Source organism: Nostoc sp. JL23 (genome assembly GCF_017115065.1).
Lineage (GTDB): Bacteria > Cyanobacteriota > Cyanobacteriia > Cyanobacteriales > Nostocaceae > Nostoc > Nostoc punctiforme_A.
Map to the genome: position 1 here is coordinate 77,207 of NZ_JABXKN010000037.1, position 22,772 is coordinate 99,978.

13 protein-coding genes and 1 pseudogene are annotated in these 22,772 nt (G+C 41.7%); 7 read left to right on the plus strand and 7 right to left on the minus strand.

The window, feature by feature from the left end:
* Positions 1-73: 73 nt before the first annotated feature.
* Positions 74-1,354 carry a histidine kinase gene (locus HWQ42_RS07880; protein WP_292810770.1) on the minus strand — a complete coding sequence of 427 codons (1,281 nt, stop codon included), beginning with the start codon at positions 1,352-1,354 and terminating at the stop codon, positions 74-76.
* Between the two features lie 549 nt (positions 1,355-1,903).
* Between HWQ42_RS07880 and HWQ42_RS07885 the strand changes: the two genes are divergently transcribed.
* From HWQ42_RS07885 to ilvD, 5 genes are all read left to right on the plus strand, one after another.
* Positions 1,904-5,026 carry an MFS transporter gene (locus HWQ42_RS07885; RefSeq protein WP_292810772.1) on the plus strand — a complete coding sequence of 1,041 codons (3,123 nt, stop codon included), beginning with the start codon at positions 1,904-1,906 and terminating at the stop codon, positions 5,024-5,026.
* A 338-nt stretch (positions 5,027-5,364) separates the two neighbouring features.
* Positions 5,365-5,619: a hypothetical protein gene (locus tag HWQ42_RS07890; RefSeq protein ID WP_292810774.1), complete on the plus strand. Its 255-nt coding sequence runs from the start codon at positions 5,365-5,367 to the stop codon at positions 5,617-5,619.
* Between the two features lie 867 nt (positions 5,620-6,486).
* Positions 6,487-7,185, plus strand: a complete 699-nt coding sequence (locus tag HWQ42_RS07895) for a calcium-binding protein (RefSeq protein ID WP_292810776.1) — start codon at positions 6,487-6,489, stop codon at positions 7,183-7,185.
* A 1,217-nt stretch (positions 7,186-8,402) separates the two neighbouring features.
* Positions 8,403-9,071 (plus strand): M10 family metallopeptidase C-terminal domain-containing protein, encoded by a 669-nt coding sequence (locus tag HWQ42_RS07900; RefSeq protein WP_292741738.1) that lies wholly within the window; start codon positions 8,403-8,405, stop codon positions 9,069-9,071.
* A 525-nt stretch (positions 9,072-9,596) separates the two neighbouring features.
* On the plus strand, positions 9,597-11,282 hold the full coding sequence (ilvD, locus tag HWQ42_RS07905) for a dihydroxy-acid dehydratase (RefSeq protein WP_292810778.1): 1,686 nt from the start codon (positions 9,597-9,599) through the stop codon (positions 11,280-11,282).
* A 352-nt stretch (positions 11,283-11,634) separates the two neighbouring features.
* Here ilvD and HWQ42_RS07910 read toward each other — a convergent pair.
* The 6 genes and pseudogenes from HWQ42_RS07910 to HWQ42_RS35470 form a co-directional block, all read right to left on the minus strand.
* A pseudogene (locus HWQ42_RS07910) lies at positions 11,635-12,399 on the minus strand (Uma2 family endonuclease).
* A 36-nt stretch (positions 12,400-12,435) separates the two neighbouring features.
* Positions 12,436-13,074: a Uma2 family endonuclease gene (locus HWQ42_RS07915; RefSeq protein ID WP_292741729.1), complete on the minus strand. Its 639-nt coding sequence runs from the start codon at positions 13,072-13,074 to the stop codon at positions 12,436-12,438.
* Between the two features lie 153 nt (positions 13,075-13,227).
* Entirely contained in the window at positions 13,228-14,658 is a 1,431-nt protein-coding gene (locus HWQ42_RS07920; protein ID WP_292810802.1) for an ATP-binding protein, read from the minus strand.
* Between the two features lie 31 nt (positions 14,659-14,689).
* Positions 14,690-15,037 (minus strand): hypothetical protein, encoded by a 348-nt coding sequence (locus HWQ42_RS07925; RefSeq protein ID WP_292810780.1) that lies wholly within the window; start codon positions 15,035-15,037, stop codon positions 14,690-14,692.
* A 115-nt stretch (positions 15,038-15,152) separates the two neighbouring features.
* A complete protein-coding gene (locus HWQ42_RS35465; RefSeq protein WP_367119042.1) occupies positions 15,153-18,404 on the minus strand; it encodes an ATP-binding protein in 3,252 nt (1,083 codons plus the stop codon).
* Positions 18,334-21,054 carry an AAA family ATPase gene (locus HWQ42_RS35470; protein WP_367119043.1) on the minus strand — a complete coding sequence of 907 codons (2,721 nt, stop codon included), beginning with the start codon at positions 21,052-21,054 and terminating at the stop codon, positions 18,334-18,336. The genes HWQ42_RS35465 and HWQ42_RS35470 overlap by 71 nt, the downstream gene beginning before the upstream one ends.
* Before the next feature lie 214 nt (positions 21,055-21,268).
* Here HWQ42_RS35470 and HWQ42_RS07935 point away from each other — a divergent pair, with 214 nt between their 5' ends.
* Positions 21,269-21,994: a pyridoxine 5'-phosphate synthase gene (locus HWQ42_RS07935; protein ID WP_292810783.1), complete on the plus strand. Its 726-nt coding sequence runs from the start codon at positions 21,269-21,271 to the stop codon at positions 21,992-21,994.
* Between the two features lie 164 nt (positions 21,995-22,158).
* The coding region (locus HWQ42_RS07940; RefSeq protein ID WP_292810785.1) for a SnoaL-like polyketide cyclase at positions 22,159-22,772 on the plus strand (614 nt) is incomplete at its 3' end.

Consider the following 22,772-nt stretch of genomic DNA (forward strand, 5'->3'; position numbering starts at 1 on the left):
AGTTTTTTTAGTCAGGAGCAAAGTTTTCAAATTATTGCTCCTGCAATTTTGTGCGAGTGAAAACTACTTTAGGTTAAAGTACTTCATCACGACGATCAACAATAACTACAGCAGGATCGTTTCTATGAGGTTCTGTTGAGTAATTGGGGCGAATGGGATCGACTACAGCTGCGTCATTATGCGTTACTCGGTCGGAACCTGGGCGATATTCACTAATTTCAGTTGCATCATAGATTGCAAATTCTTCAATACCTCGACGTTTGAGAATAGCTTCAGCTTGGTGGATTTCAGCTTCCGTACCATCGAGAATTACTAAGTAGTCACCTCTTTGGAAGCGATCGCTATATACTCGCGCCTTGTCTTCAGGAATTCCCAAGCCAACGAGTGCGCCAACAATACTCCCCGCTGCTGCACCGATCGCACCACCAGCTAATGTTGTCGCCAAAGCTGTTGCAACTGCGCCACCTGCAATCACGGGCCCAATTCCTGGAATTGCTAAACTCCCAAGTCCAACTAATAAGCCAGTCAAGCCGCCTAAAAGACCACCTGTAGCTGCTCCAGTTTTTGCGCCATCATCTGCTTTATTACCACTACCAACATTTTTGTCTACATCTACACCACCGATCCCCTGACCGTTCGTATCTTTGGCAATGATGGAGACTTGATTCAAGGAAAAACCTGCATCTCGCAATTCTGTAATTGCTACTTCAGCATCTCGACGATGAGAAAATACCCCGATCGCACGTTTTGCAACACCACTATGACCAGCAGTAGAAGTTGGAGTCACATAACCAGTGGTTGCATTTGTCGCATCTGGGTGGTCGTAAATGCCAAACTCTTCCACACCCTGATGATTTAAAATTGCTTCTGCTCTAAGTATTTCTGCCTCTGTACCATCGAGAATGACTAAATAGTGTCCTCGTTTAACACGTTCGTCGTAAACTTTAGCTCGTTCTTCAGGAATTCCTAAACCAATTAATGCACCAAGCAAACTACCAGCTACTGCACCAATACCGGCGCCAGCAAGAGTTGTAGCTAGGGTAGTTGCTGCGGCTCCAGCCAACATAATGGGTCCGATTCCAGGAATTGCTAAAGTGCCAAGACCGACTAATAAACCAGCCAATCCGCCCAAAGCACCGCCTGTAGCTGCTCCGACTTTAGCACCTTCGTCAGACTGATCGCCGACGCGATCGCTCACATCCGCACCAGCAATATCCTCTTTGTCTCCATCTTGGGTAATGACAGAAACTCTGTTCATGTCAAAGCCAACTTTTTTTAATTCATGTAGGGCATGTTCAACATCTCGACGATGAGAAAATACACCTACAGCACGTTTATGTAGACCTACTACCATTATTTTTTCTCCTCAGCAAAAATTAATTATTCACTAATTCATAGCTCGTAATGACCTTTATTAATACATTTTTCTGTTTTATTTTCATCAATCGCTTGGAAGAATTTTTACCTCTATCATTAGACATAGGTGGTTTTATCTAAAGTTAGTAACAAAATCTCAACAAAAAAGATATTTTATTTTTATAAAATTTATATATTAATTATTCTATTTTTGAATTATCTCAACAATAGTTGATAGCGAAAAATATTGTTTTCTACCGCTTGATACTGTAACTTACCCTTTGTTAACCTGCTATATCAGTAGATACAATTTTATGAAATTTCTTTTTTTTGAATAAACTTTTATTGAGAAAATTTCACTAAATCATAAAACATATATTTTTATATTTAGAAAAAATAAGAAAAATATTAATTTTTTTAAATACGACTTTTGGCAAATCAACCTATTACCCAAGAAAGTGACAGCTTATATAGATGATAATTAAGCTGAGAAATAAGCCATTTTTTTATAAATGGGTATTGAATTGAGTAAAAGCGAGAAAATCTTATGTTTCAAGATGTTTTAACTATTTTGGGATGGAATCGGCTACCTTTTGGGTTAGCGCCGATAACTTTAGCTCAGGAAGTACTAACTCCAGAAGAAGCATCAGTTGTTTTTTCTGGGCCTAAATTGTTGGTAGCACTGCTAGCTGGGGTTTTGATGGTCTTTGCGTTTCAATTGTTATTGACAAACCTTTCAGTTGCTGTCGGAATTTCATCTTGGGAAATTGACTTAGATTCTGATGACGAGTCTGAAGGTTTAGGTAAGACAATTCGTAAAGGTCAAGCTAAGGTTGGTGCTTGGGCGTTAATAACCGTTAGCATTGCATTATTTATTGCTTGTTTTTTAGCAGTAAAACTTAGCCTAATCGAAAGCGCATTTTTAGGAGCAATTATTGGTGTAGTCATTTGGTCTACCTATTTTTCACTAGTAATTTGGTTGGGTTCATCCGCAGTAGGTTCTTTAATTGGTTCTATATCTAATACTGTTACTTCTGGTTTTCAAACTCTGATGGGCACGGCAACTGCTGGCATCGGCGCGAATACTGCGAAAAGACAGTTAGTTTCTACTGCTGAAGATATTACAGCCGCAGTCCGGCGGGAATTAACTTCAGGTTTTGATTCGGAAGGGATTAGAAATACGCTCCAAAGTTCTTTAGGTTCTCTGCAATTGCCAAAGCTGGATATCAAAGAAATTCGGAGTCAATTTGACCAGCTTCTTAAAGATACAGATTTGCAATCCGTTGCTAATAGCGACCTATTGCAAAACGTTAATCGCCAAACATTTGTTGATTTAATCAGCAGCAGCGGCGATTTATCTAAAGAAGATATCAATAACATTACTGATCAATTTGAAGGTGCATGGCAACAAGCTTTAAATCGCAAAAATCCCACAGAACAAGTAATTAATTTACTCAAGTCCGCCACTCCTGAAGAACTTAATTCTGAGAAATTAGGTGAACGGCTTCAAGAACTGGTTACAATCGGAGGCGGTAATGGCAGTGGTGTAATCAAACAAGCTATTAGGTATGGCTTAAGTGCAGCTGCGCCAGCAGTTCTGGAACGGGTAAACCTTTCTAATATCGATGTGAACAAAATTACAACTCAGTTGCAAAAACTGAAAGAAAAAGTTCAAGATGTCGATGTCGATCAAGTCACAGAACAATTTCAAAAGTTTAGAGAACAGGCAACTGAGCAAGTATCTGCAAAATTACCCATATCACTGGAAAATGCAATTAAGGCAGATGTAGAAGATTACATATTGCATTCGTTTCCTTGGCACTTTAACCGAATTACCCTAGTAGATGAATTTAAAGAAGTCATCTATGACATAAATGCAGATCCGACAACTGTCAGACGAGAGTTGGAAGAAATTAATCAAGAATATTTCAGCAACTTGTTGAAGCAGCGCGGTGATATTAGCGAAGCTAGGGTAAAAGAAATTTCCGAACAAATGGAAAGCGATCGCCTGGAAGTTTTAGAAACTGTCAAACAGGCTCAAACTCGCGAAAAAGGGCAAGATTTCCGCAGCCGCATTGAAGATTATCTGCGTTCGACGGGTAAAGAGGAACTCAATCCTGAAGGTATTGAACGAGACTTTGGCAAGTTGCTGGACGATCCACAAGCTGGTTTTGAAGATTTAAGTAACCGCTTCGGGCAATTTGACCGCGATACTTTTGTACAATTGCTGCAACAGCGTCAAGATATCAGCGAAGAGGAAGCTAATAATATTGTTAGTCAACTCGAACGCAACCGCGACAATCTCTTGAATCGTGCTAGGGAATTGCAAGAGCAAGCAAAAGCGAAAGCCGATGAACTGCGCCAAAGAGTTGAAGAATATCTGCGGAATACTAACAAAGACGAACTCAATCCCGAAGCGATCAAACGTGAGTTTAGAGTTTTACTAGACGATCCGCAAGCCGGAATTAGCCTTTTACAATCGCGCCTATCGCAATTTGACCGCGATACCTTGGTACAATTGCTTAGTCAGCGTCAAGATTTGAGCGAAGAACAGGTAAACGAAACTCTCGATCAACTTGAAGCAGTCCGAGATAATATTTTACAAGTACCGCAGCAAGCGAAAGAACAGTACGAGAAAACTACAAAAGCGATCGCTGAATATCTCCGCAATACCAACTTGGAAGAACTTAATCCAGAAGGTATCAGAGCCGATTTGGAAAAATTACTCGACGATCCTCAAGCTGGAGCCTTAGCACTGCGCGATCGCTTATCTAATGTTGATCGAGAAACTTTAGTTAAACTCGTGAGTCAACGCGGCGACTTGAGCCAAGAGCAAGTTAATCAAATCATTGATCGCGCTCAAGATGCCATTGGTGATATCCTGAGAGCGCCACGACGTTTAGCGAAGCGCACCACTCAACAGGCTTTAGATTTTGAAGCAAATCTCGAAGAATATCTGCGTAATACCAATAAAGAAGAACTCAACCCCGAAGGAATCAAACGCGATTTACAATTGCTGCTGTCTTCTCCCCGCGCTGGAATTGGCAATTTAAGCGATCGCGCCTCGAAATTTGACCGTTCGACAATTGTGGCGCTACTATCTCAACGTGAGGATATCTCAGAAGAAGAAGCTAACCGAATTGTGGATCAAATTGATTCTGTTCGTAGCTCCATTGTCGAACAATTCCAGCAGATTCAGCAGAGAGTGCAATCAGTGCTAGATGGAGTTTTTGCCAAGGTTCGCAACTATCTCAACTCCCTGAATCGTTCCGAACTCAACTATGAAGGGATTAAGCAAGACTTTGCAAAAGTGTTTGACGATCCCCAAGCCGGATTTGAAGCATTGCGCGATCGCCTCAGTGAATTCGATCGTGACACCTTAGTAGCTGTATTGAGTTCTCGTGAAGATATTTCCGAGGCGGACGCTAACCGCATTATTAACCAAATCGAAGCGGCGCGGGATGGCGTATTGCAACGAGCCGAACGCATTCAGAAAGAAACTCAAAAACGCCTGAAAGCGATTCAAGAGCAAGCTAAAAAGCAAGCCGAAGAAACCAAGAAAACCGTTGCAAATGCTGCGTGGTGGATATTTGGCACAGCGATTACTTCCCTTTGCGCCAGTGCGATCGCAGGTGCGATCGCTGTGACTGGGATAACTCTACCAGGGTAAAATATCTCTGTCATCAGAAATTTTGAGAAATATAAAGTGGCATTCAGTCTTTATAAATGAATGCCACTTTTTTGATTTATAAAAAAAGTACCGTGATATTACAGCTATTTTCAGGTAAATAGACCACGCGGTAGGGGCGCAAGCAAGCCACACTACTCTTGGAGACGCTACCGCGTAGCTTGCTTCCCCGTAGGGGTACGATGCATTCGCAATGACATTGTGTAATTAATTTTGTTTATCTACTTATCCTCACTCGTGTTGGTGGCACTGATGTTCTCACTGGAGGATCGGGTAACGATGTTTTCGATTTCAACTTTGTTTCAGAGAGTCAACCTAGTTTGTTACAGGATGCGATCGCTGATTTTGTTGGAAATGGTGTCCTTGCAGGGGATCAAATCGATATCGATGCCAACTCCACTACAGAGGGCAGCCAAGCTTTCACTTTCATCGGGAGCCGTGCATTCTCTGCAATCGGTCAAATCCGTTATTCAGGAGGTATTTTCCAAGGTAGTACTGATGGGGATCTGTCGGCTGAGTTTGAAATTCGGCTTACAAGAGCGCCACAACTAGTGGAAAGCGACATTATCCTTTAATTTAATATTATCTGCCTTGAAAATAAGGCAAAATGCAGAATTTTAATAATTGAATAGTCGCAAATAAAGATAAGTTTAGCTTGCCTTTCTGATAGTTTATAGTTATTAAATTGCGCCGCGTCTACATCAGAAAATCAGATAATACAATCGCAATATTGCGATAATGCCACTTAATTCCAAAGATATCAGAGAATTTGAGAAGGCATATTGTAACGCAAGGGATGTCGCGCTCGCACTGGTTAACAAGGCTTTTAAGTTATTGGTAATTACTCCCTTATACATAACTAGATAAATCACCAAATAAATCACCAAATAAATCTCAAAAACCAAAACTAACCCTATCTGAACAAAGGTTTCAGATTTTGCTTTAGCGAGAGGAATAAAAAAGGGCTAATTACTCTTTCTTATAGATAGGAAAAACTAGGCTTGAAAGTAATAGTATAGTCTTGTGATTGTGGCTAAAATCGAAACGTTCTAAAAACTATGCGCTTCTGTAGGAGGAAATCAGCTTGTTTCATACCATCCTACTACTGCAACCAGTAAAGATTAAGGACATCACATTACTCTTGGCATAATTTTGATGCCAGCATCATCAATACATCTGGTGCTTGTCAAATCTTCAAACTTAACAGCAAAGACCTGTTCCAATCAGTTGTGGTTCAGTTCTCTCTTCCCACTCGTTATTTCTTTGCCTTGTTTTCTCGGCGTTGCTGAATGACAGTGTGAAATTTAAAAATTCAATCTTTGAAACTGTTTCCTTTACACCTTTGGGGGAAACCAAATTCATACTCTTAATCAGCAACACTGTTTTCTGATGGGAAAGTGACGAGGTTATTTTTTACCCTCTAAGTCAGGAGAAACTTACTAATGGCAATTATCAACGGTACCATTTTTAATGACAACAATACCATCAACGGTTTCCCACTAATCTTTCGCCCTGCCCTAAATGGGGGTGCTGGCAGCGATATCCTTAACGGCAATGCCGGCGACGATATCTTAAATGGAGGTGCTGGTAGCGATATCCTTAACGGCAATGCCGGCGACGATAGTCTAAATGGGGGTGCTGGCAGCGATATCCTTAACGGTAATGCTGGCAGCGATACCCTTACTGGCGGTGCTGGCAGTGATATCCTTAACGGTAATGCTGGCAGCGATCTCCTTACTGGCGGTGCTGGCAACGATACCCTAAATGGCGGTGCTGGCAGCGATATCCTCACTGGCGGTGCTGGCACTGATTCTCTCATTGGCGGTGCTGGCAACGATATTTTCGATTTCAATTCAGTTTCAGATAGTCCTACTGGTTTGTCACGAGATGTTATCGCTGACTTCGTTGCAAACGGTATCTTTACAGGCGATCAAATCGATCTATCTAGCATTGATGCTAACTCCAGTGTAGCGGGCAACCAAGCCTTTATTTTCATCGGTGCTGGCGCATTCTCAGCAGCTCGTCAGGTTCGTTATTCAGGAGGTATTCTTCAAGCTAACATTGATGGGGATCTGTCGGCTGAGTTGGAGATTGGACTGACAGGAGCACCACCACTAATAGCAAGCGATATCATCCTCTGATCTAATACACCTCTTGCAAAAGCGCTGAACACCCTACTTCTAAGAGCAAGCGCTTAGGAGTGGGGTTCTTATTTATGATTTATGCAAGAAGTCTAATATTGAAGAATAATTTAGGTGCAAAGCCAAACATACTCCAACTGTGAGAAAATATACTCGGCTTTAAACTGTCAAGATTGGTATTGCCATAATCAAGCACAGTTAAATATTAACAAAGTTGCTCCTATTAGCTGCACCTAACAGAAGCACATCTAAAAAATAGAAAATTACCAATGCTTGCCAAGGTTTGATCGTGCCGCGTATGCATGGGAAAATCAGTTGATACAATCGCAACAGTTGTGATGATGCCACAATAGCCAAATGGTAACGCTAGGGGTGCAGCGATGTCTACGACGGGCTACGCCTACGCACTATCTAACAAGGGAATGCACTAAGTTAAAATACAGCCCCGATCCTGGAAGGCTCCGCCTCCAGTGGTTTTACCAGAGGCAGCAGCCCTCTCGAAATACATTTCCAGTCTTAAGCCTGGGAACGAATTCAAGTTACACAAATCTTTAGGCTTTTCTTCGTGCTATGCGTCTAACAAAGCTTTTAACTTCTTGGCAATTATTTGTTATATATAACTACAGAAACCACTAAACAAATACCAATATGCAAAACCAACTCTATCTGTACAAAGGCTTCCGATTTTATTCTGGTCAGAGGATAAAAGAAAGTTAATTATTTTTTACAAATAGAAAAAAGTCTGCTGGAGGGTAATGCCATAGTATTGTTATTATGAATACAGTACCAACGTCCTTAAATCTATATAATTACGTAGGAAAAATCTACTTATTCTTTAGTATTTTGCAACTGAAACAACCGAAAACATAAGGTACAAGGACATCAGATGATTTTGATTACAGTTTTGATGTAAACATCATCAAATACATCTAGTACTTCTTAAATATTTTCAAATATTCTCAAATATTCAAACTTAATAGTAAAGACCTGTTTCAATCAGGTTTGTTCAAGAATAATATTCCCACTCTTGATATTTTTACCTTGCTTTTTCGGCATTGCGGAATGAAAGTATGAAATTCCCAAATTCCATGTTTGAAAATGTTTATTTTATGCCTTTGAAGGAAATCAAATTTATACTCTTAATCAGCAATGGCGTTTTATAATGGGGAAGTAAAGACGTAATTTTTTCCCTCTAAAGTTTTAGGAGAAATTCATCAATGGCAACTTCAATATCAATTTCTTTCGGGAGCGGCAGTGTTACTGCCAATTCTAGTAGTCAGAGCGGTAGCATTAGTAGCAATAATAGTCAGAGCGATATTGTTAACACTAGTGGTGGCAACAGTACCCTTATAGGTGGTAGTGGCAACAGTATCCTTAACGCTGGTAGTGGCAATGATAGCCTCTTTGGTAATGCTGGCAACGATACTCTTAACGGTGGTAGTGGCAACGATAGGCTCAATGGCGGTACTGGCAAAGATATTCTTTTTGGCGGTACTGGGACTGATAATCTCATCGGTGGTGATGGGGATGATGTTCTGATTGGCGGTAGTGGGAATGATATCCTCACTGGAGGATCAGGTAATGATATTTTCAAGTACAACTCAATTTCTGATAGTCCACTTTCGTCACGCGACTTAATCACTGACTTTCGTGGAAACGGTAATTTGCCAGGCGATCGAATTGATCTATCTAATATCGATGCCAACTCCACTATTGGGGGCAATCAAGGTTTCACTTTCATTGGGAGTGCCCAATTCTCCGCACCCGGCCAAATCCGTTATTCAGGAGGTATTCTCGAAGGTAGCATTGATGGGGATCGGTCGGCTGAGTTTCAAATTCGGCTTATAGGAGCACCACAAGTAGTGTCAAGTGACTTTATTCTTTAATTTAATATTCCTGCCTTGAAAATAAGGCAGCAGGCAGATCGCTTTTAGCGTCTACCCTTCTCCCAAAGGGAGAGGCTAGCGCCAAGGGAGAAGGCAGAAAGCACTAGAGAATGAAAACATCTCTTTCCCAGTCCTCAGTCCCTAGTCACTATTTTCAAGGCAGATATAATTTTGAAGAACTCTAGTGCAAAGTTAGAGTGTCTCCACTTTTGCGCCGGAATCAATATCAATATACTAAGCTATAAATGTGGAAAGTCAGAGCCTCAGCTTGGGGCAATGGCTTTTTTTCATATCTCAATTCTTCTTGCTATACTTAGTACTTCCCGGCACTCTAGATGCCTAACACAGAAGAATCATTCCTATTTTATACAAACGTTTAGATGAAGATTTATGCTAATTAGGGCTGACCAAAAGACACGGTGAAACATAGAGAATTACTCATGTTCGATCGCACCGCCCAGGCATGAGAAAATCATCAGGTAATACAATCGCAACTGTTGCGATAATGGCACGGAAGGAAAAAAGATGTCGGAGAATTTGAGAAGCCAAATTGTGACGCAAGGAGTGCAGCGATCGCCTAATCGAGCTATGCTGCGTGCAGTTGGTTTTAAAGATGAAGATTTCAATAAAGCCATTGTGGGCATTGCCAATGGCTACAGCACGATCACTCCCTGTAATATGGGGATAAATCAACTGGCGCAAAGGGCCGAGGTGGGCATTAAAACTGCTGGGGCGATGCCGCAAGTATTCGGTACGATTACCATTAGCGATGGGATTTCAATGGGAACTGAAGGGATGAAATATTCCCTAGTGTCGCGGGAAGTGATTGCTGATTCCATTGAAACCGCCTGTACTGGACAAAGTATGGATGGTGTGCTGGCCATCGGCGGTTGTGATAAAAATATGCCAGGGGCAATGATTGCAATGGCTCGGATGAATATCCCGGCTATCTTTGTTTACGGTGGCACAATTAAACCCGGTCATTACAACGGACGCGATTTGACTGTTGTCAGTTCTTTTGAAGCTGTTGGTCAATACAGCGCTGGAAAAATTGACGAAAAGGAATTATTAGAGGTTGAAGGTCGGGCTTGTCCGGGTGCTGGTTCGTGTGGGGGAATGTTCACAGCTAACACCATGTCTTCAGCATTTGAAGCGCTGGGGATGAGTTTACCATATTCTTCGACAATGGCGGCGGAAGATGCCGAAAAAGCCGACAGCACGGAGAAATCAGCATTCGTCTTAGTCGAAGCCATTCGTAAACAAATCTTGCCCCGTCAAATTATCACCCGCAAATCTATAGAGAATGCCATCTCTGTGATTATGGCAGTCGGTGGTTCGACCAATGCAGTGTTGCACTTTTTAGCGATCGCCCGCGCCGCTGAGGTAGATTTAACTATAGATGACTTTGAAACTATCCGCGCTCGCGTTCCCGTTTTGTGTGATTTGAAACCAAGTGGTAAATATGTTGCTACAGATTTACACAAAGCTGGCGGCATTCCGCAAGTAATGAAGATGTTACTTGTGCATGATTTATTACACGGTGATAGCCTAACCATCAGCGGTCAAACCATTGCAGAGATATTAGCAGACATACCAGAAGAACCATCTGCCAATCAAGATGTGATTCGTCCTTGGAATAACCCAATGTATCCTCAAGGACATTTAGCCATCCTCAGAGGTAATTTGGCAACAGAAGGGGCTGTCGCCAAAATTACCGGCGTGAAAAAACCAGTAATTACTGGGCCTGCACGGGTGTTTGAATCAGAAGAAGCCTCTTTAGATGCAATTTTGGCTGGTAAGATTCAAGCTGGTGATATTCTCATAATCCGCTACGAAGGACCTAAAGGCGGCCCTGGAATGCGAGAAATGTTGGCTCCCACCTCAGCAATTATCGGTGCAGGTTTGGGTGATGCGGTGGGATTAATTACCGACGGACGTTTTTCTGGCGGTACTTACGGCATGGTGGTTGGTCATGTTGCACCAGAAGCCGCAGTTGGTGGGGCGATCGCGCTTGTAGAAGAAGGCGATAGTATTACTATTGATGCACCGGCTCGTTTATTGCAGTTGAATATATCTGAAGAAGAATTGGCCCGTCGTCGTGCTAACTGGCAACCTCCGGCTCCACGTTACACTAAAGGCGTGTTGGCGAAATATGCCAAATTGGTATCTTCTAGCAGTATTGGTGCTGTGACAGATTTGGACTTGTTTTAGTTAACCTAACAACTGTGGCGCAAGTTTGCCTACCTTTAACAAGGGGCTTCAGCCCCTTGTCTGGTTATTTGAGATGGTCGCTGGATTTATGCCGTCCTGTAATAGTTTGATCTAGCGATCGCTTCTAAAGAAGTTGCAAAGACAAACTCGTAACTTACTTTGCGATCGCAAGCGTGGTAAAACAAATTGCTGTATCGAAACAACTTGTCAGATGAAATACTATTGATTGCCTCTAAGTTTTGCAGCTTGACTTAATAGCGATCGCACTTACCCATTCTGACATTTAAAAATAGCGCTCGCACTCAGTTTTTTATTTATAACAACTCGATAAATTCATCAAAAAAGCCAAAATTCACAACATATCTGGATTTTCCCCCATTTCTCTCAATCTAGCCGCTAAACGAGCCACCTGTGCAGCAGCCGCTTCTTCTCGTACAGCGGCTGCTTCTGCTTGTGCAACTGCGGCTTGTGCTTGTGCAACAGCAGCCTCGTCTGGTAACAAAACCAAATTGCCAGCTACATCATAAAACCGCAACCATACCGCCGTTTCTCTGTCTATTGTTCCTTCATTCGTTCCCAACCATAAACCTAACTTTTGACACCACAACCAACCACGCTCATTTGGTGTCAAAGATTGATATTGCTGATTATGATCTAAATGCCACCCTTGCAAAGAAGTCGGGTCAAAGGGGTCATAGACAAAATAATCTGAAGTATGAAAAGTTTGTTCGTAAAGGTCTTTTTTAACAGTCTTATCTATTTTGGCTGTAGATGGTGACATTAATTCTACAATCACATCAGGATAACGACCGTTTTCTTCCCACACTACTCAACCTTGACGAGAATTAGTCCCGTCCACATTCAGGACAGCAAAGAAATCGGGGCCACGGAAATCCTGGTAAGGTACTTGGGCGCTGCTGTAATAAATAAACATATTGCCACCAGTAAAAAAATCATTTCGGTCAGCCCAAGCTTGCTGCAATGACCGAATCAACACATTCATAGCAATACGGTGGCGATTTGATTCCAAGGGTTCTCCGTCATCAAAAATTAAATCTGTAGGCGGTGTAGGGTGTTCCCAGTCTAGAATGGCTCTTGGGTTGTTTTCGATAGTCATGAGCGATCGCCCTTCTCAGAAAGCCTTAGATTTCTATCATAAATTATTCTTCACCCAATCTCTAAAATTACGCATAGCTTGACTTCTACCAATTGTTAAACACTGCTGAACATATTCATTAACTAATTCAACTATTGGGATATTAGGAAAATTAGGACTAGATTCAGACTTTATATACTTCCCTTCTTTTAGCAAGGAAATTTCTAACCCTTGTTGTGTATGCCGCCAAAGTTCAGGGACTCCCAAAATTTCATAATTATCAAATCGAGTCCGAGAAGTAATATCAATTTCGATTGCTAAATCTGGTGGTGGGTCTATATTTAAATCAATGCGATTTTTCCCAATTACAGCAGCTTGATTTTGAATATAAAAGCTGGTATCTGGTTCTACTGCTTGCCGCATTTGCTCATTTTTAAGTGTTGTGGAACCAAAAGGCTCAAAATCAATTTGGAGTATTTCTAACAAGATTTTGACTAAATCACCAATAAGTTCTTTATCTTTTTCGTGTTCTGGTAGGGGAACCATAATTTCTAACCAACCATGACTATAAGAAATACGTGCAGCACGCCTTTCTCCCATTTCTTCTAAAATATTTTCTAACTGCTGCCAACTAATATCTTTGAGCAACATCTGTTGGCCAGGTTTAACAATAATTTGTTGCAGTTTTAAAAGCATATCACCTCAGAGAGTTGATGTATTAATTTATGTAGTCGATAGAACTTACAAATCAACTTTATTAAAGTATATCGCCTCTGAGTATGAGTGTATAAATTAGCTAAAATAAATCATCAATATAAACTTTGCCTATTTCAATGTTATAAGTAATTTTTACTTGTTACTTGTTAAAGGAATACGGATAGTAAACTCTGTTCCATATCCTGGAGTAGAATCAACTTCAATAGTTCCTCGATGTTTATCTACGACAATTTGATAAGCGATCGCCATTCCTAATCCGATTCCTTTACCCACAGGTTTAGTAGTGAACATATAGTCAAATACTCGTTGCTTTACCTCTTCTGACATCCCAATACCATTATCGGAAATCTGAATAATCACTTGTTTTTCATCAGTGAGTTCAGTCTGAATGCGAATTTGTCCTTCATTCTTTACTAATGACTCTTCTATAGCATCAATTGCATTCACTAGAACATTCATAAACACCTGATTGACTTGCCCTGCATAGCATTCTACTAAAGGTAAATCACCATATTTCTTAACGATCTGAATTTCTGGTTGATTAGGCGTGGCTGTCAGGCGATGATTCAGAATCATCAGAGTGTTGTCTAATCCTTCATTAATGTCTACAAATTTCATGTCTGCCTCATCAAGGCGTGAGAAATTACGCAACGATAGTACAATCTGACGAATGCGCTCGGTTCCCACTTGCATTGATGCCATTAATTTGGGTAAATCTTCTGCCAGAAACTCAATATCAAGGTCTTGGGCGCGATCGCTAATTTCTGGGGTAGGATTTGGGTAGGTTTGTTGATAAAGCTTGAGCAAATCAAGGATGTCTTGGCTGTAAATGCTGGCATGGTTGAGATTGGCATGGATAAAATTAGCAGGATTATTGATTTCATGTGCCACTCCAGCCACTAGTTGTCCCAGGCTAGACATTTTTTCGGTCTGGATAAGTTGAGCTTGGGTATTTTGCAATTCTTTCAAGGTTTTGCTGAGTTCCTGCGCCTGCTGGCTGGAAACAAAGGCACGATCGCGAATCTGTTCATATAGCTGCACCTGTCGCCATGCACTAATTAACCCAATCAATAGCAATCCTCCCAAAACTGTAGCCAATAGGTTCAACGCCTGTAATGGCGATTCAATATTTTCTTTTGGCACAATTAACGCTACTGACCAATTTGCTTCTCTGAGGGGAGTGTAAGCAATATAACTCCACTTACCATCCAGTTGAAGTAATTCAATATTTGTGCGTTTAGCTACCATTTTTTGAGTAATTTCAGCTAACCGAAGATTGGGTGAGTTAAGGAAACTCTGGGCAGCTTTTTCGGGTGTACCAATTAGTTCTGTATTGGGATGAGCGATGGGAACTCCTTGAGAATTTAGCGCAAAGGCATAGCTGCTCTTACCTTGATGTAAATTGCTGATGACTTCAACTACCCGGTTAATTGGAATTCCTCCCATTAAAACACCTGCTGGCTTTGTACCTGTGTTGGCAGGAATCGGCGAACTAATCTGAATCTGTAACTGTTTGGTTGTGCGTCCAATAATTGGATCGGCTGCTACTGTTTCACCCGCTATACTTCGCTGAAAAAATTCTCGGTCTTTAACATTAAGATGATCTTGGTGGTTCCATCACAGGCCAATCTAGCGATCGCACGACAACAGAATTTGCCAAAGTCTTAATTTCTGTCTTACGAATGGCTAACCAGTTATCAATATCATCCTCACCTTGCCGTGTTTTTAACAGTGCTTGCTCCTTGATACTATCGAGCAGCAATCCCTTAACAATCTTGTAACTAGTAACAGCTGTGGCACTAATGCTAATGGATAGAATCACCACAATTAATAATAATAGTAAGTTTCGCGATCGCCATTTAAATGAGTAGTATTTTTTGTTGATCTGGGCATTCCATCGGGGATTAATTTTCAACCATACTTTCCGCAATTTAAGCATCATCGTTACTTGACTCCAAACTAAAATTTAAAAAGCAAAAATGAAAAGTGCTGAGTAAAATGGAAATTACTCAGCACGGGCTAAACGCCCCGCTACCGCTAACAGCACTCAGCATTAATTATTGTTGTTGAGTAGAGATTTGAATGACAAACTCTGTACCCTTTCCAAGTTCGGAAGTACAAGAGAGCGAACCGCCATGTGCTTCTACAACAATTTGACGAGCGATCGCTAATCCTAATCCAGTGCCTTTTCCTACAGGTTTGGTGGTGAACAAATGGTCAAATACTTTTTGTTTAACCTCCGGTGACATTCCCACCCCGTTATCAGCAATCTTAATCAAAACATCCTGACCTGAGTCTGCTACACGAGTTTGAATGGTGATGCAATTGGGGTTGGCAAGAATCGCTTCCAAACTCCGTTCTGTATTGTATTGTTCAAGTGCATCAATGGCATTTGCTAACAAGTTCATAAATACCTGATTAAGTTGTCCAGCAAAGCATTCCACTAGGGGGAGTTTGCCATAATTCTTCACCACCTCAATTGCCGGACGATTTTCGTTAGCTTTTAAACGGTGTCTCAGAATCAGAATACTGCTGTCAATGCCTTCGTGAATATCAAAGGGAACTTTATAATCCTTATCTGCTCTGGAGAATGTTCGCAAACTGGTACTAATACTGCGGATACGGCTAACACCCAATTTCATCGATTCCAGCAATTTAGGTAAATCTTCGCGTAAATAATTCAGGTCGATGGCATCAATTTCATCTTGAATATGTGAGCCGGGATTAGGAAACTTTTCTTGATAAAGATTAATTAGACCCAATAAATCTTTGACATAATCTTTTGCTGGTTCTAAGTTGCCAGCAATGAAGCCGACGGGATTGTTGATTTCATGGGCAACACCTGCTACCAAGTTACCAAGAGCAGACATTTTTTCACCTTGTACTAATTGCAATTGCATCGTTTGGAGTTCTTGCAATGCTTGTTCTAATTGTTGCTTTTGCTGTTGTAGCAATTTTTGCGATTGCTGGTATTTGGTAATGTCTTCAGACGTTCCAAGGATACCAAAAACGTTTCCTTCTCTATCTTTTAGGGGAATTTTATTTGTATTCGACCAGATTTGTTTTCCGTCTGCTTGCTGTAATGTTTCAATAATATTGAGTTCAGCTTGTCCAGATTCCATAATGCGGCGATCGCACTCTACATACCAATCTGATTCCTCGCGAGTCCAAGATAAATCGTAGTCTGTTTTAGCAACAACATTTTTTGGTATTCCTACACCCGAAGCTTGAGCAAACTTATGATTACAGCCTAAATAAACACTATTGCGGTCTTTCCAGAAAACAGATTGGGGGATATTGTCCATAATTAACCGCAAGAATTGTTCCGTCTGTCCCAAGTTTTCTAGAGTATTTTGTGCTTGCTGATAAAGTCGGGCATTTTCCAGGGAGATTGCAGCTTGAGTGCATAATAGATTGAGAATTTCGACGCGATCGCTAGTAAATGCCCCAGTCATCAGATTGTTTTCTAAGTATAAAATCCCTAAGAGTTTTCCTTGATAGAAAATTGGTGTACATAGCAAGCTTTTGGGTTGCTGACTAATGATGTAGGGATCGGCTATCAGCACTGAATGTAATGTTGTATCAAAGATAACGGTAGGTTGCAGGCTGCGTTTGACAGCGTAAATTAGGCTATGAGGAACATCTGCACTATCTTCCACAAAAATGGACTGTAACACCGTTGATTGCTGCCCAACTTGAGCCGTCGCCTCAACTACCAATCTACCTTCTTTGAGCAGTAGTAACGCACACTTATCTGCTCCAGCATTTTCAATCACCACTTGCAGCAGCTTCGTAAGTAATTTATCAAGTTCAATTTCACTAGAGAGAGTCTGAGAGGCTTTTAAAACTGTTGCAAAATCTAGCATTACTGATGTGTTGCTGCTAGAGGTTACTGATTTATTAACGCTTGGGTGGAAAGTCGTAATGCTGTCAATATTTGCGATCGTTTCATTGGGCGTGAGTAGCGATACTCTTTCAAAGTCACTTCGTGAACGCGTCTGTTGTAAAATCGGGGCTAGAAGCCGTGAATAACGTTGTTCTAAATCATCGACTTTGGCTTTAGCACCCCAGCGAGTATAACAATAGTAAGCATTAATCAAATATTCTTGGGCAATCCGTTTTTTGCCCCATTCTAAATAAAACTTGGCTGCAAGTTCATTAGCAAGAGCTTCTTCATTGAGGTATTCGTTTTCTTTGGCTTTAGCAATGGCGCGATCGTAATACTCAATTGCCTCGGCTTTTGCCCCCAATACTCGACATTTTTCTGCGATCACTAAAGCATGGCGGTGAGCCTGATTACTTGGTGCATGAGCCGCCCAAGTGCTGAGTTTTTCTTCATGACCCCTCACCCGTTCTATAATGCTGATTTGGTCTGTCTCACTGGCTGTTGGGTAAACCGCTAATCGAACTAGTGCATCGTAGAAGTAAAACAGAGGAAGCATTACTAGTCCTGTGACTGCACCCAAATACGGTTCTGCAAGTTTGGCGTTTTGTAGAGCTTGTTCATAGTTTTGGAAAAGGTAGGAGAGGAACAGTTTATTGAAATAAATCTGATATAGTCCTGCTCCCTGATTCGTTTTGAGGTAAAGCTGAATTATTTCATCCTCATGGCAGTATTCGCCAAGCAACCGCTCAGGTTCAAGCACAACCTCGAACAAATTCACTACAACCTGATAATAAATACTTTGTGTGTGCAGACAGGTATCCTGGCGCAATTGCTGAATGACCTTGCGATGAGCTTCTATCGTTTGTCTTAAGGCAGATAGTTCTTGACCACTCCAGTAAGCTGTGTAGCAATAACACATCAAGCTGAGAGCGACATACTCGATATCACCGATTTCTAGCCCACTGGAGTAGGCTTGCAAATATCCTTCCAAGGTATATTTTGCTGGTTCTTGCCAATGTCTAAGGAAGCAGTTAAAGGCAAAAATGGTTTTAGCAGTTAACTTGGGGGCATGAATGCGTTGCATAAGATTCATCCCCAGTTGCCCAAACCGATAGCCTGCGTCAATATCTCCCAATATGGCAGCCAAGGTCAACCCATACATTACGTAGCTATGAGTCGATTCTGGAGCATTGCCGTATTCTACTGATAAATCGAATTCGGCAAAGATCACCAGGGGCAAAAGATCGGGAGCAGCTTGATAGGCGGCAGAAATAATGCTGGATAAAATAACCATTGCCGCTTTTTTATCCGGTGCGGCTATTTGCGGTAATTCCAACAAAGATTCGATTGACCTACCATTGAGCAAGGTTTGGGTGTGTCTCAGTGCCTGTTGGATGTCTGCTGGGGTGAGTTGTTCCGGCAAATGTACTCCCAGATGCTTGAGGATTTTTCGTGCTAGATTGCAAGGCTTCTAGCTGCTGATGTTGTGCCATGCAAGCCTGGATTTTAATACTGTAGATATTTACCCGCTCCAGCCATGATTGGGCATGATTCAGTACCACATCAGCTAACTGTTCCATCTGTTCAAAATCGGTGCAGAGGTAAGCTGATTCTGTTGCTCCTTCATACAAGATCAGGGCGAGATTGTATTGGCTGTGCCAGCAATTACTCGTCAGCATGGCAATACCTGTGTTGAAATAGTCTAAAGCTGCTGCATAAGCTGTTGCACTCTTGGCTTTATGTCCAGCCGCCAAGTTTAACTGCGCGAGTTCCTGTTGCTCCAACTCATCACTAATCAAAGCGGCCCCTTGATTGAGGTGGTTGACGATCGCAAAAATTTTCTCATCACGTTCATTTGCAGTCGTGGTTTGTTGCAGCAAACGCCCAATGTGCAGGTGAGTAACTTGCTTTTGATTGTCAGGAATTAGTGAATAGGCAGCTTGCTGAATGCGATCGTGAAGAAATTTGTAGGTGATGGTTATTTGTCCATAGTCATTCTGGCTATTTACCAAAGAATGCTGTTGATAAAACTTGTAAACATCACTGGTAGGAATGATCAATCCTTCTTGGAGTGCTTTCCATAATTCATCTGCCCTTGTTGCCTCAGACTGTTCATAGACGATCGCTAATGTGGCTAAATCAAAAGAGTTTCCTACACAAGCCGCTAATTTCAAAATTTCTTGAGTTTCTATTGACAACTTTTCAAGCTGAATTGCCATAAACTCTACTACATCATCAGTAAGAGTGAGCGATCGCACCTGAGCAATATCACATTCCCAATAACCACCATCAAAATTAAATGTAATTAATTGATCTTGATATAGCGCTTTGAGAAACTGGTTACTGAAGAAAGGATTCCCTTTAGTTTTGCTGAATACTAATTCTGTTAAGGGTGTGGCTAAAGCTAAAGAGCAACTCAATGTATCTGCAACCAAATAATTGATAGAAACCCGAACGAGGGGTAATAAGGTAATTTTATTGACTGTGGCATCTAATTTCTGAATCTCTTCCAAAGTCAGCATCAACGGATGTACTGGGTTGACTTCGTTATCTCGATAAGCACCAATTAACAATAAATAGCCGATGTCAGCTTCACTCATTAACAAGTGCATTAAGTTTAAAGAAGCAGAATCTGCCCATTGCAGATCGTCAATAAAGATCGCCAATGGATGTTCTGATGCAGTGAAGACTTGAGTGAACTTCAAAAACAGCAAATTGAAGCGATTTTGTGCCGCACTACCAGAGAGTTCCGGCGCAGGCGGCTGTTTACCAATCATACTTTCCAGTTCTGGAATCACCTCAATCATCACTTGTCCGTTCTCACCCAAAGCAGAGAGAATTTTGGACTTCCACTGCTCGAATTGGGCGTCAGTTTCACTCAGCAGTTGCCCGATTAAGTCTCGAAAAGCTTGCACAAAGGCAGAGAAAGGGATGTTGCGCTGGAACTGGTCAAATTTACCTTTAATGAAATAACCCCGTTGTCGCACAATTGGCTTGTAGACTTCGTTCACCACAGCAGTTTTGCCAATACCAGAGAAGCCTGCTACCAACATAATTTCAGTGCTTCCCTGACTGACTCTCTCAAAGGCATCCAGCAAGCTTTTAACTTCAGTTTGGCGACCGTAAAGTTTTTCTGGGATGATAAAGCGATCGCAAATATCCCGTTCACCTAATTCAAAAGATTTAATCGAGCCAATTTCCTGCAATTGAGACAAACATTTTTCTAAATCAAATTTCAGCCCTAATGCACTCTGATAGCGGTCTTCAGCATTTTTCGCCATCAACTTCATCACAATCCCACAAAGAACTTCGGGAATAGGTTCTTCATTTTTGAATTTTGAATTTTGAATTTTGAATTGATTTGGTTGCTTGGCAATATGACAGTGAACTAACTCCATCGGATCGTTAGACTCAAAGGGTAGGTGTCCAGCCAGCAATTCATAGAACGTAACGCCGAGGGAATAGTAATCACTGCGATAGTCGATTCCGCGATTCATGCGTCCGGTTTGTTCTGGAGAAAGGTAGGCGAGAGTACCTTCTAAGATATTAGGACTGTGAATTTCCTGGGTTTCTCTAGGTAAAAGAGAGGCAATACTAAAGTCAATCAACTTGACTTGCTTAGTTTCCGGGTTGATGAGGATGTTGGCAGGCTTGATATCTTTGTGGATAATTCGATGGCGATAAAGTCCGTCAAGAATATTGCTCAGAGCGATCGCAATATCCAAGAACTCTGCCAGAGTATATTGGTTGCTTGCCATTTTTTTGTTGAGCCAATCTCTGAGAGAAATACCACCAAAATCCTCCATCACCAAAGCATAGCTGTTGCGGTAAGGTTCCAGGCTGTAGGGATGAACAATACCGGGTAGATCGAGATTTTTAGCAATCGTGTACTGATTACAAAATAGCAGCAGTTCATTGAAGGTAGGATACTCCTGCTGGAGCAGTTTGATGACCACTGGAAGTTGATCGGACTCTCGAATAGCACGATAAACTAAGGTTCTAGAGCCTGCATAAAGTTGTTCGCTAATTCGATAGTTTAAAAGCTTGTCCATCGGCTCAACTGCTGTATTCATACTTCATCAACTCTTGTTAAATCAGCTACTTATTTAAAGTAGTTTGCCCAAAGATCAGCTTTTGCTAACTCAGTTTTCTTTTGGGGAACACCGAAAAGCCCGTCGTAGGCATCGCATTTTACATGTGTAATCTGTCTGTAGCTTATTAAGCAAAACTACCGCTATTTCCGGTAAAATCAAGTTCTGAAGACTGTGGATTTGGGAGAAACTTGGGGTGCCTACACTTGGCGTTAACATTGACCACATCGCCACTATCCGGCAAGCGCGTCGGACGGTGGAACCAGATCCAGTAGCGGCGGCGGTACTGGCAGAATTAGCAGGTGCAGATGGAATTACGGTGCATCTGCGTGAAGATCGGCGACATATCCAAGATCGGGATGTGCGGATATTACGGCAAACAGTGCGATCGCATCTTAATTTAGAAATGGCCGCTACAGATGAAATGCTAGCGATCGCTCTCGATATCAAACCAGATTACGTGACTTTAGTCCCCGAAAAGCGCGAAGAAGTTACAACAGAAGGCGGACTAGATATTATCGGCCAAATTGCTAGAATAGGTGAAATAGTCGATAAATTGCAAAGCGCTAGCATTCCAGTTAGTTTATTTATCGATGCCGAAGCAGCACAAATTGAAGCATCTGTCAAGATACAGGCGCAGTTTATTGAATTGCACACCGGACAATATGCTGAGGCTAAGAATGAAACAAATCGCCAGCGAGAATTAGCCATATTAGCTAAGGGGTGTGAGCAAGCGATTCAAGCCGGATTGCGAGTTAACGCTGGTCATGGACTCACCTATTGGAACGTCTATCCGGTAGCTGCGCTTCCAGGCATGGAAGAACTGAACATTGGTCATACCATCATCAGTCGGGCAGCATTAGTAGGTATAGAAAGGGCAGTCCGCGAGATGAAGCAAGCTATAAGGGAGAATGGGGCATAGGGCATGGGGCATTGGGCATTGGGCAAAACAGTTCCGAGTGCTGAGTGAAGAGTTAGGAGTTACGAATTCTCCCCCTGCCCCCTGCCCCCCACTCCTGCATTTTAAAAGAGGGGTTGTCACTGCGAAATCTAGAAATTGGGATCAAATCTTCAGCAAAAACTTCTATGAGCGCAACAGAGTCTAACAACCTGCCACTTTGGGTACAGAATAGAGATAAAGTGATGGCAGAAAGCACTGATGTCGAGTGGCGCTATCAGACACCGCCTGATTATTCCCGTTCAAATGAGAATCTTGCCCAAGAAAGTATCCACAATCACCTTGAAGGTACACTGGAAGCGATCGTCCAAAACTTAGTGAGAACCTTTGAGATGGAGGTATCCTTCAAAGCTAACCCGCAAGAGTGGTTATCTATTGTGAATGAACAGTTTCGCGTCAGTACCAATGGTGGAGTAGAGTATACCGCAGCAGATGTATCAGCCCAAGGTACTTACAATCTATTTATGCCTGATTCAGAGCATTACAAAGCTTCAGAAGAAACCTTTGAATCATCCGCAAAAGTCTTCCACACAACATTCCCCCAAGGATTTCCTTGGGAAGTTTTGGAAGTTTTCTCAGGGCCCCCAAATGTCACATTTAAATGGCGGCATTGGGGACATTTTAACGGAGAATATAAAGGCCATGCACCTACTGGAGAGACAATAGAAATTATCGGCATGAGCATTGCAAAAGTTACCGATGACTTGAAGGTTATTTCCTTAGAACACTACTTCGACAATAA

Excerpts from the sequence above, each read along its gene's own strand:
- HWQ42_RS07880 (WP_292810770.1), bottom strand. The coding sequence starts at position 1,354 with ATGGTAGTAGGTCTACATAAACGTGCTGTAGGTGTATTTTCTCATCGT.
- HWQ42_RS35470 (WP_367119043.1), bottom strand. The coding sequence starts at position 21,054 with ATGAATACAGCAGTTGAGCCGATGGACAAGCTTTTAAACTATCGAATT.
- ilvD (WP_292810778.1), top strand. The coding sequence starts at position 9,597 with ATGTCGGAGAATTTGAGAAGCCAAATTGTGACGCAAGGAGTGCAGCGA.
- HWQ42_RS07895 (WP_292810776.1), top strand. The coding sequence starts at position 6,487 with ATGGCAATTATCAACGGTACCATTTTTAATGACAACAATACCATCAAC.
- HWQ42_RS07925 (WP_292810780.1), bottom strand. The coding sequence starts at position 15,037 with ATGATGCTTAAATTGCGGAAAGTATGGTTGAAAATTAATCCCCGATGG.
- HWQ42_RS07885 (WP_292810772.1), top strand. The coding sequence starts at position 1,904 with ATGTTTCAAGATGTTTTAACTATTTTGGGATGGAATCGGCTACCTTTT.
- HWQ42_RS07900 (WP_292741738.1), top strand. The coding sequence starts at position 8,403 with ATGGCAACTTCAATATCAATTTCTTTCGGGAGCGGCAGTGTTACTGCC.
- HWQ42_RS07915 (WP_292741729.1), bottom strand. The coding sequence starts at position 13,074 with ATGCTTTTAAAACTGCAACAAATTATTGTTAAACCTGGCCAACAGATG.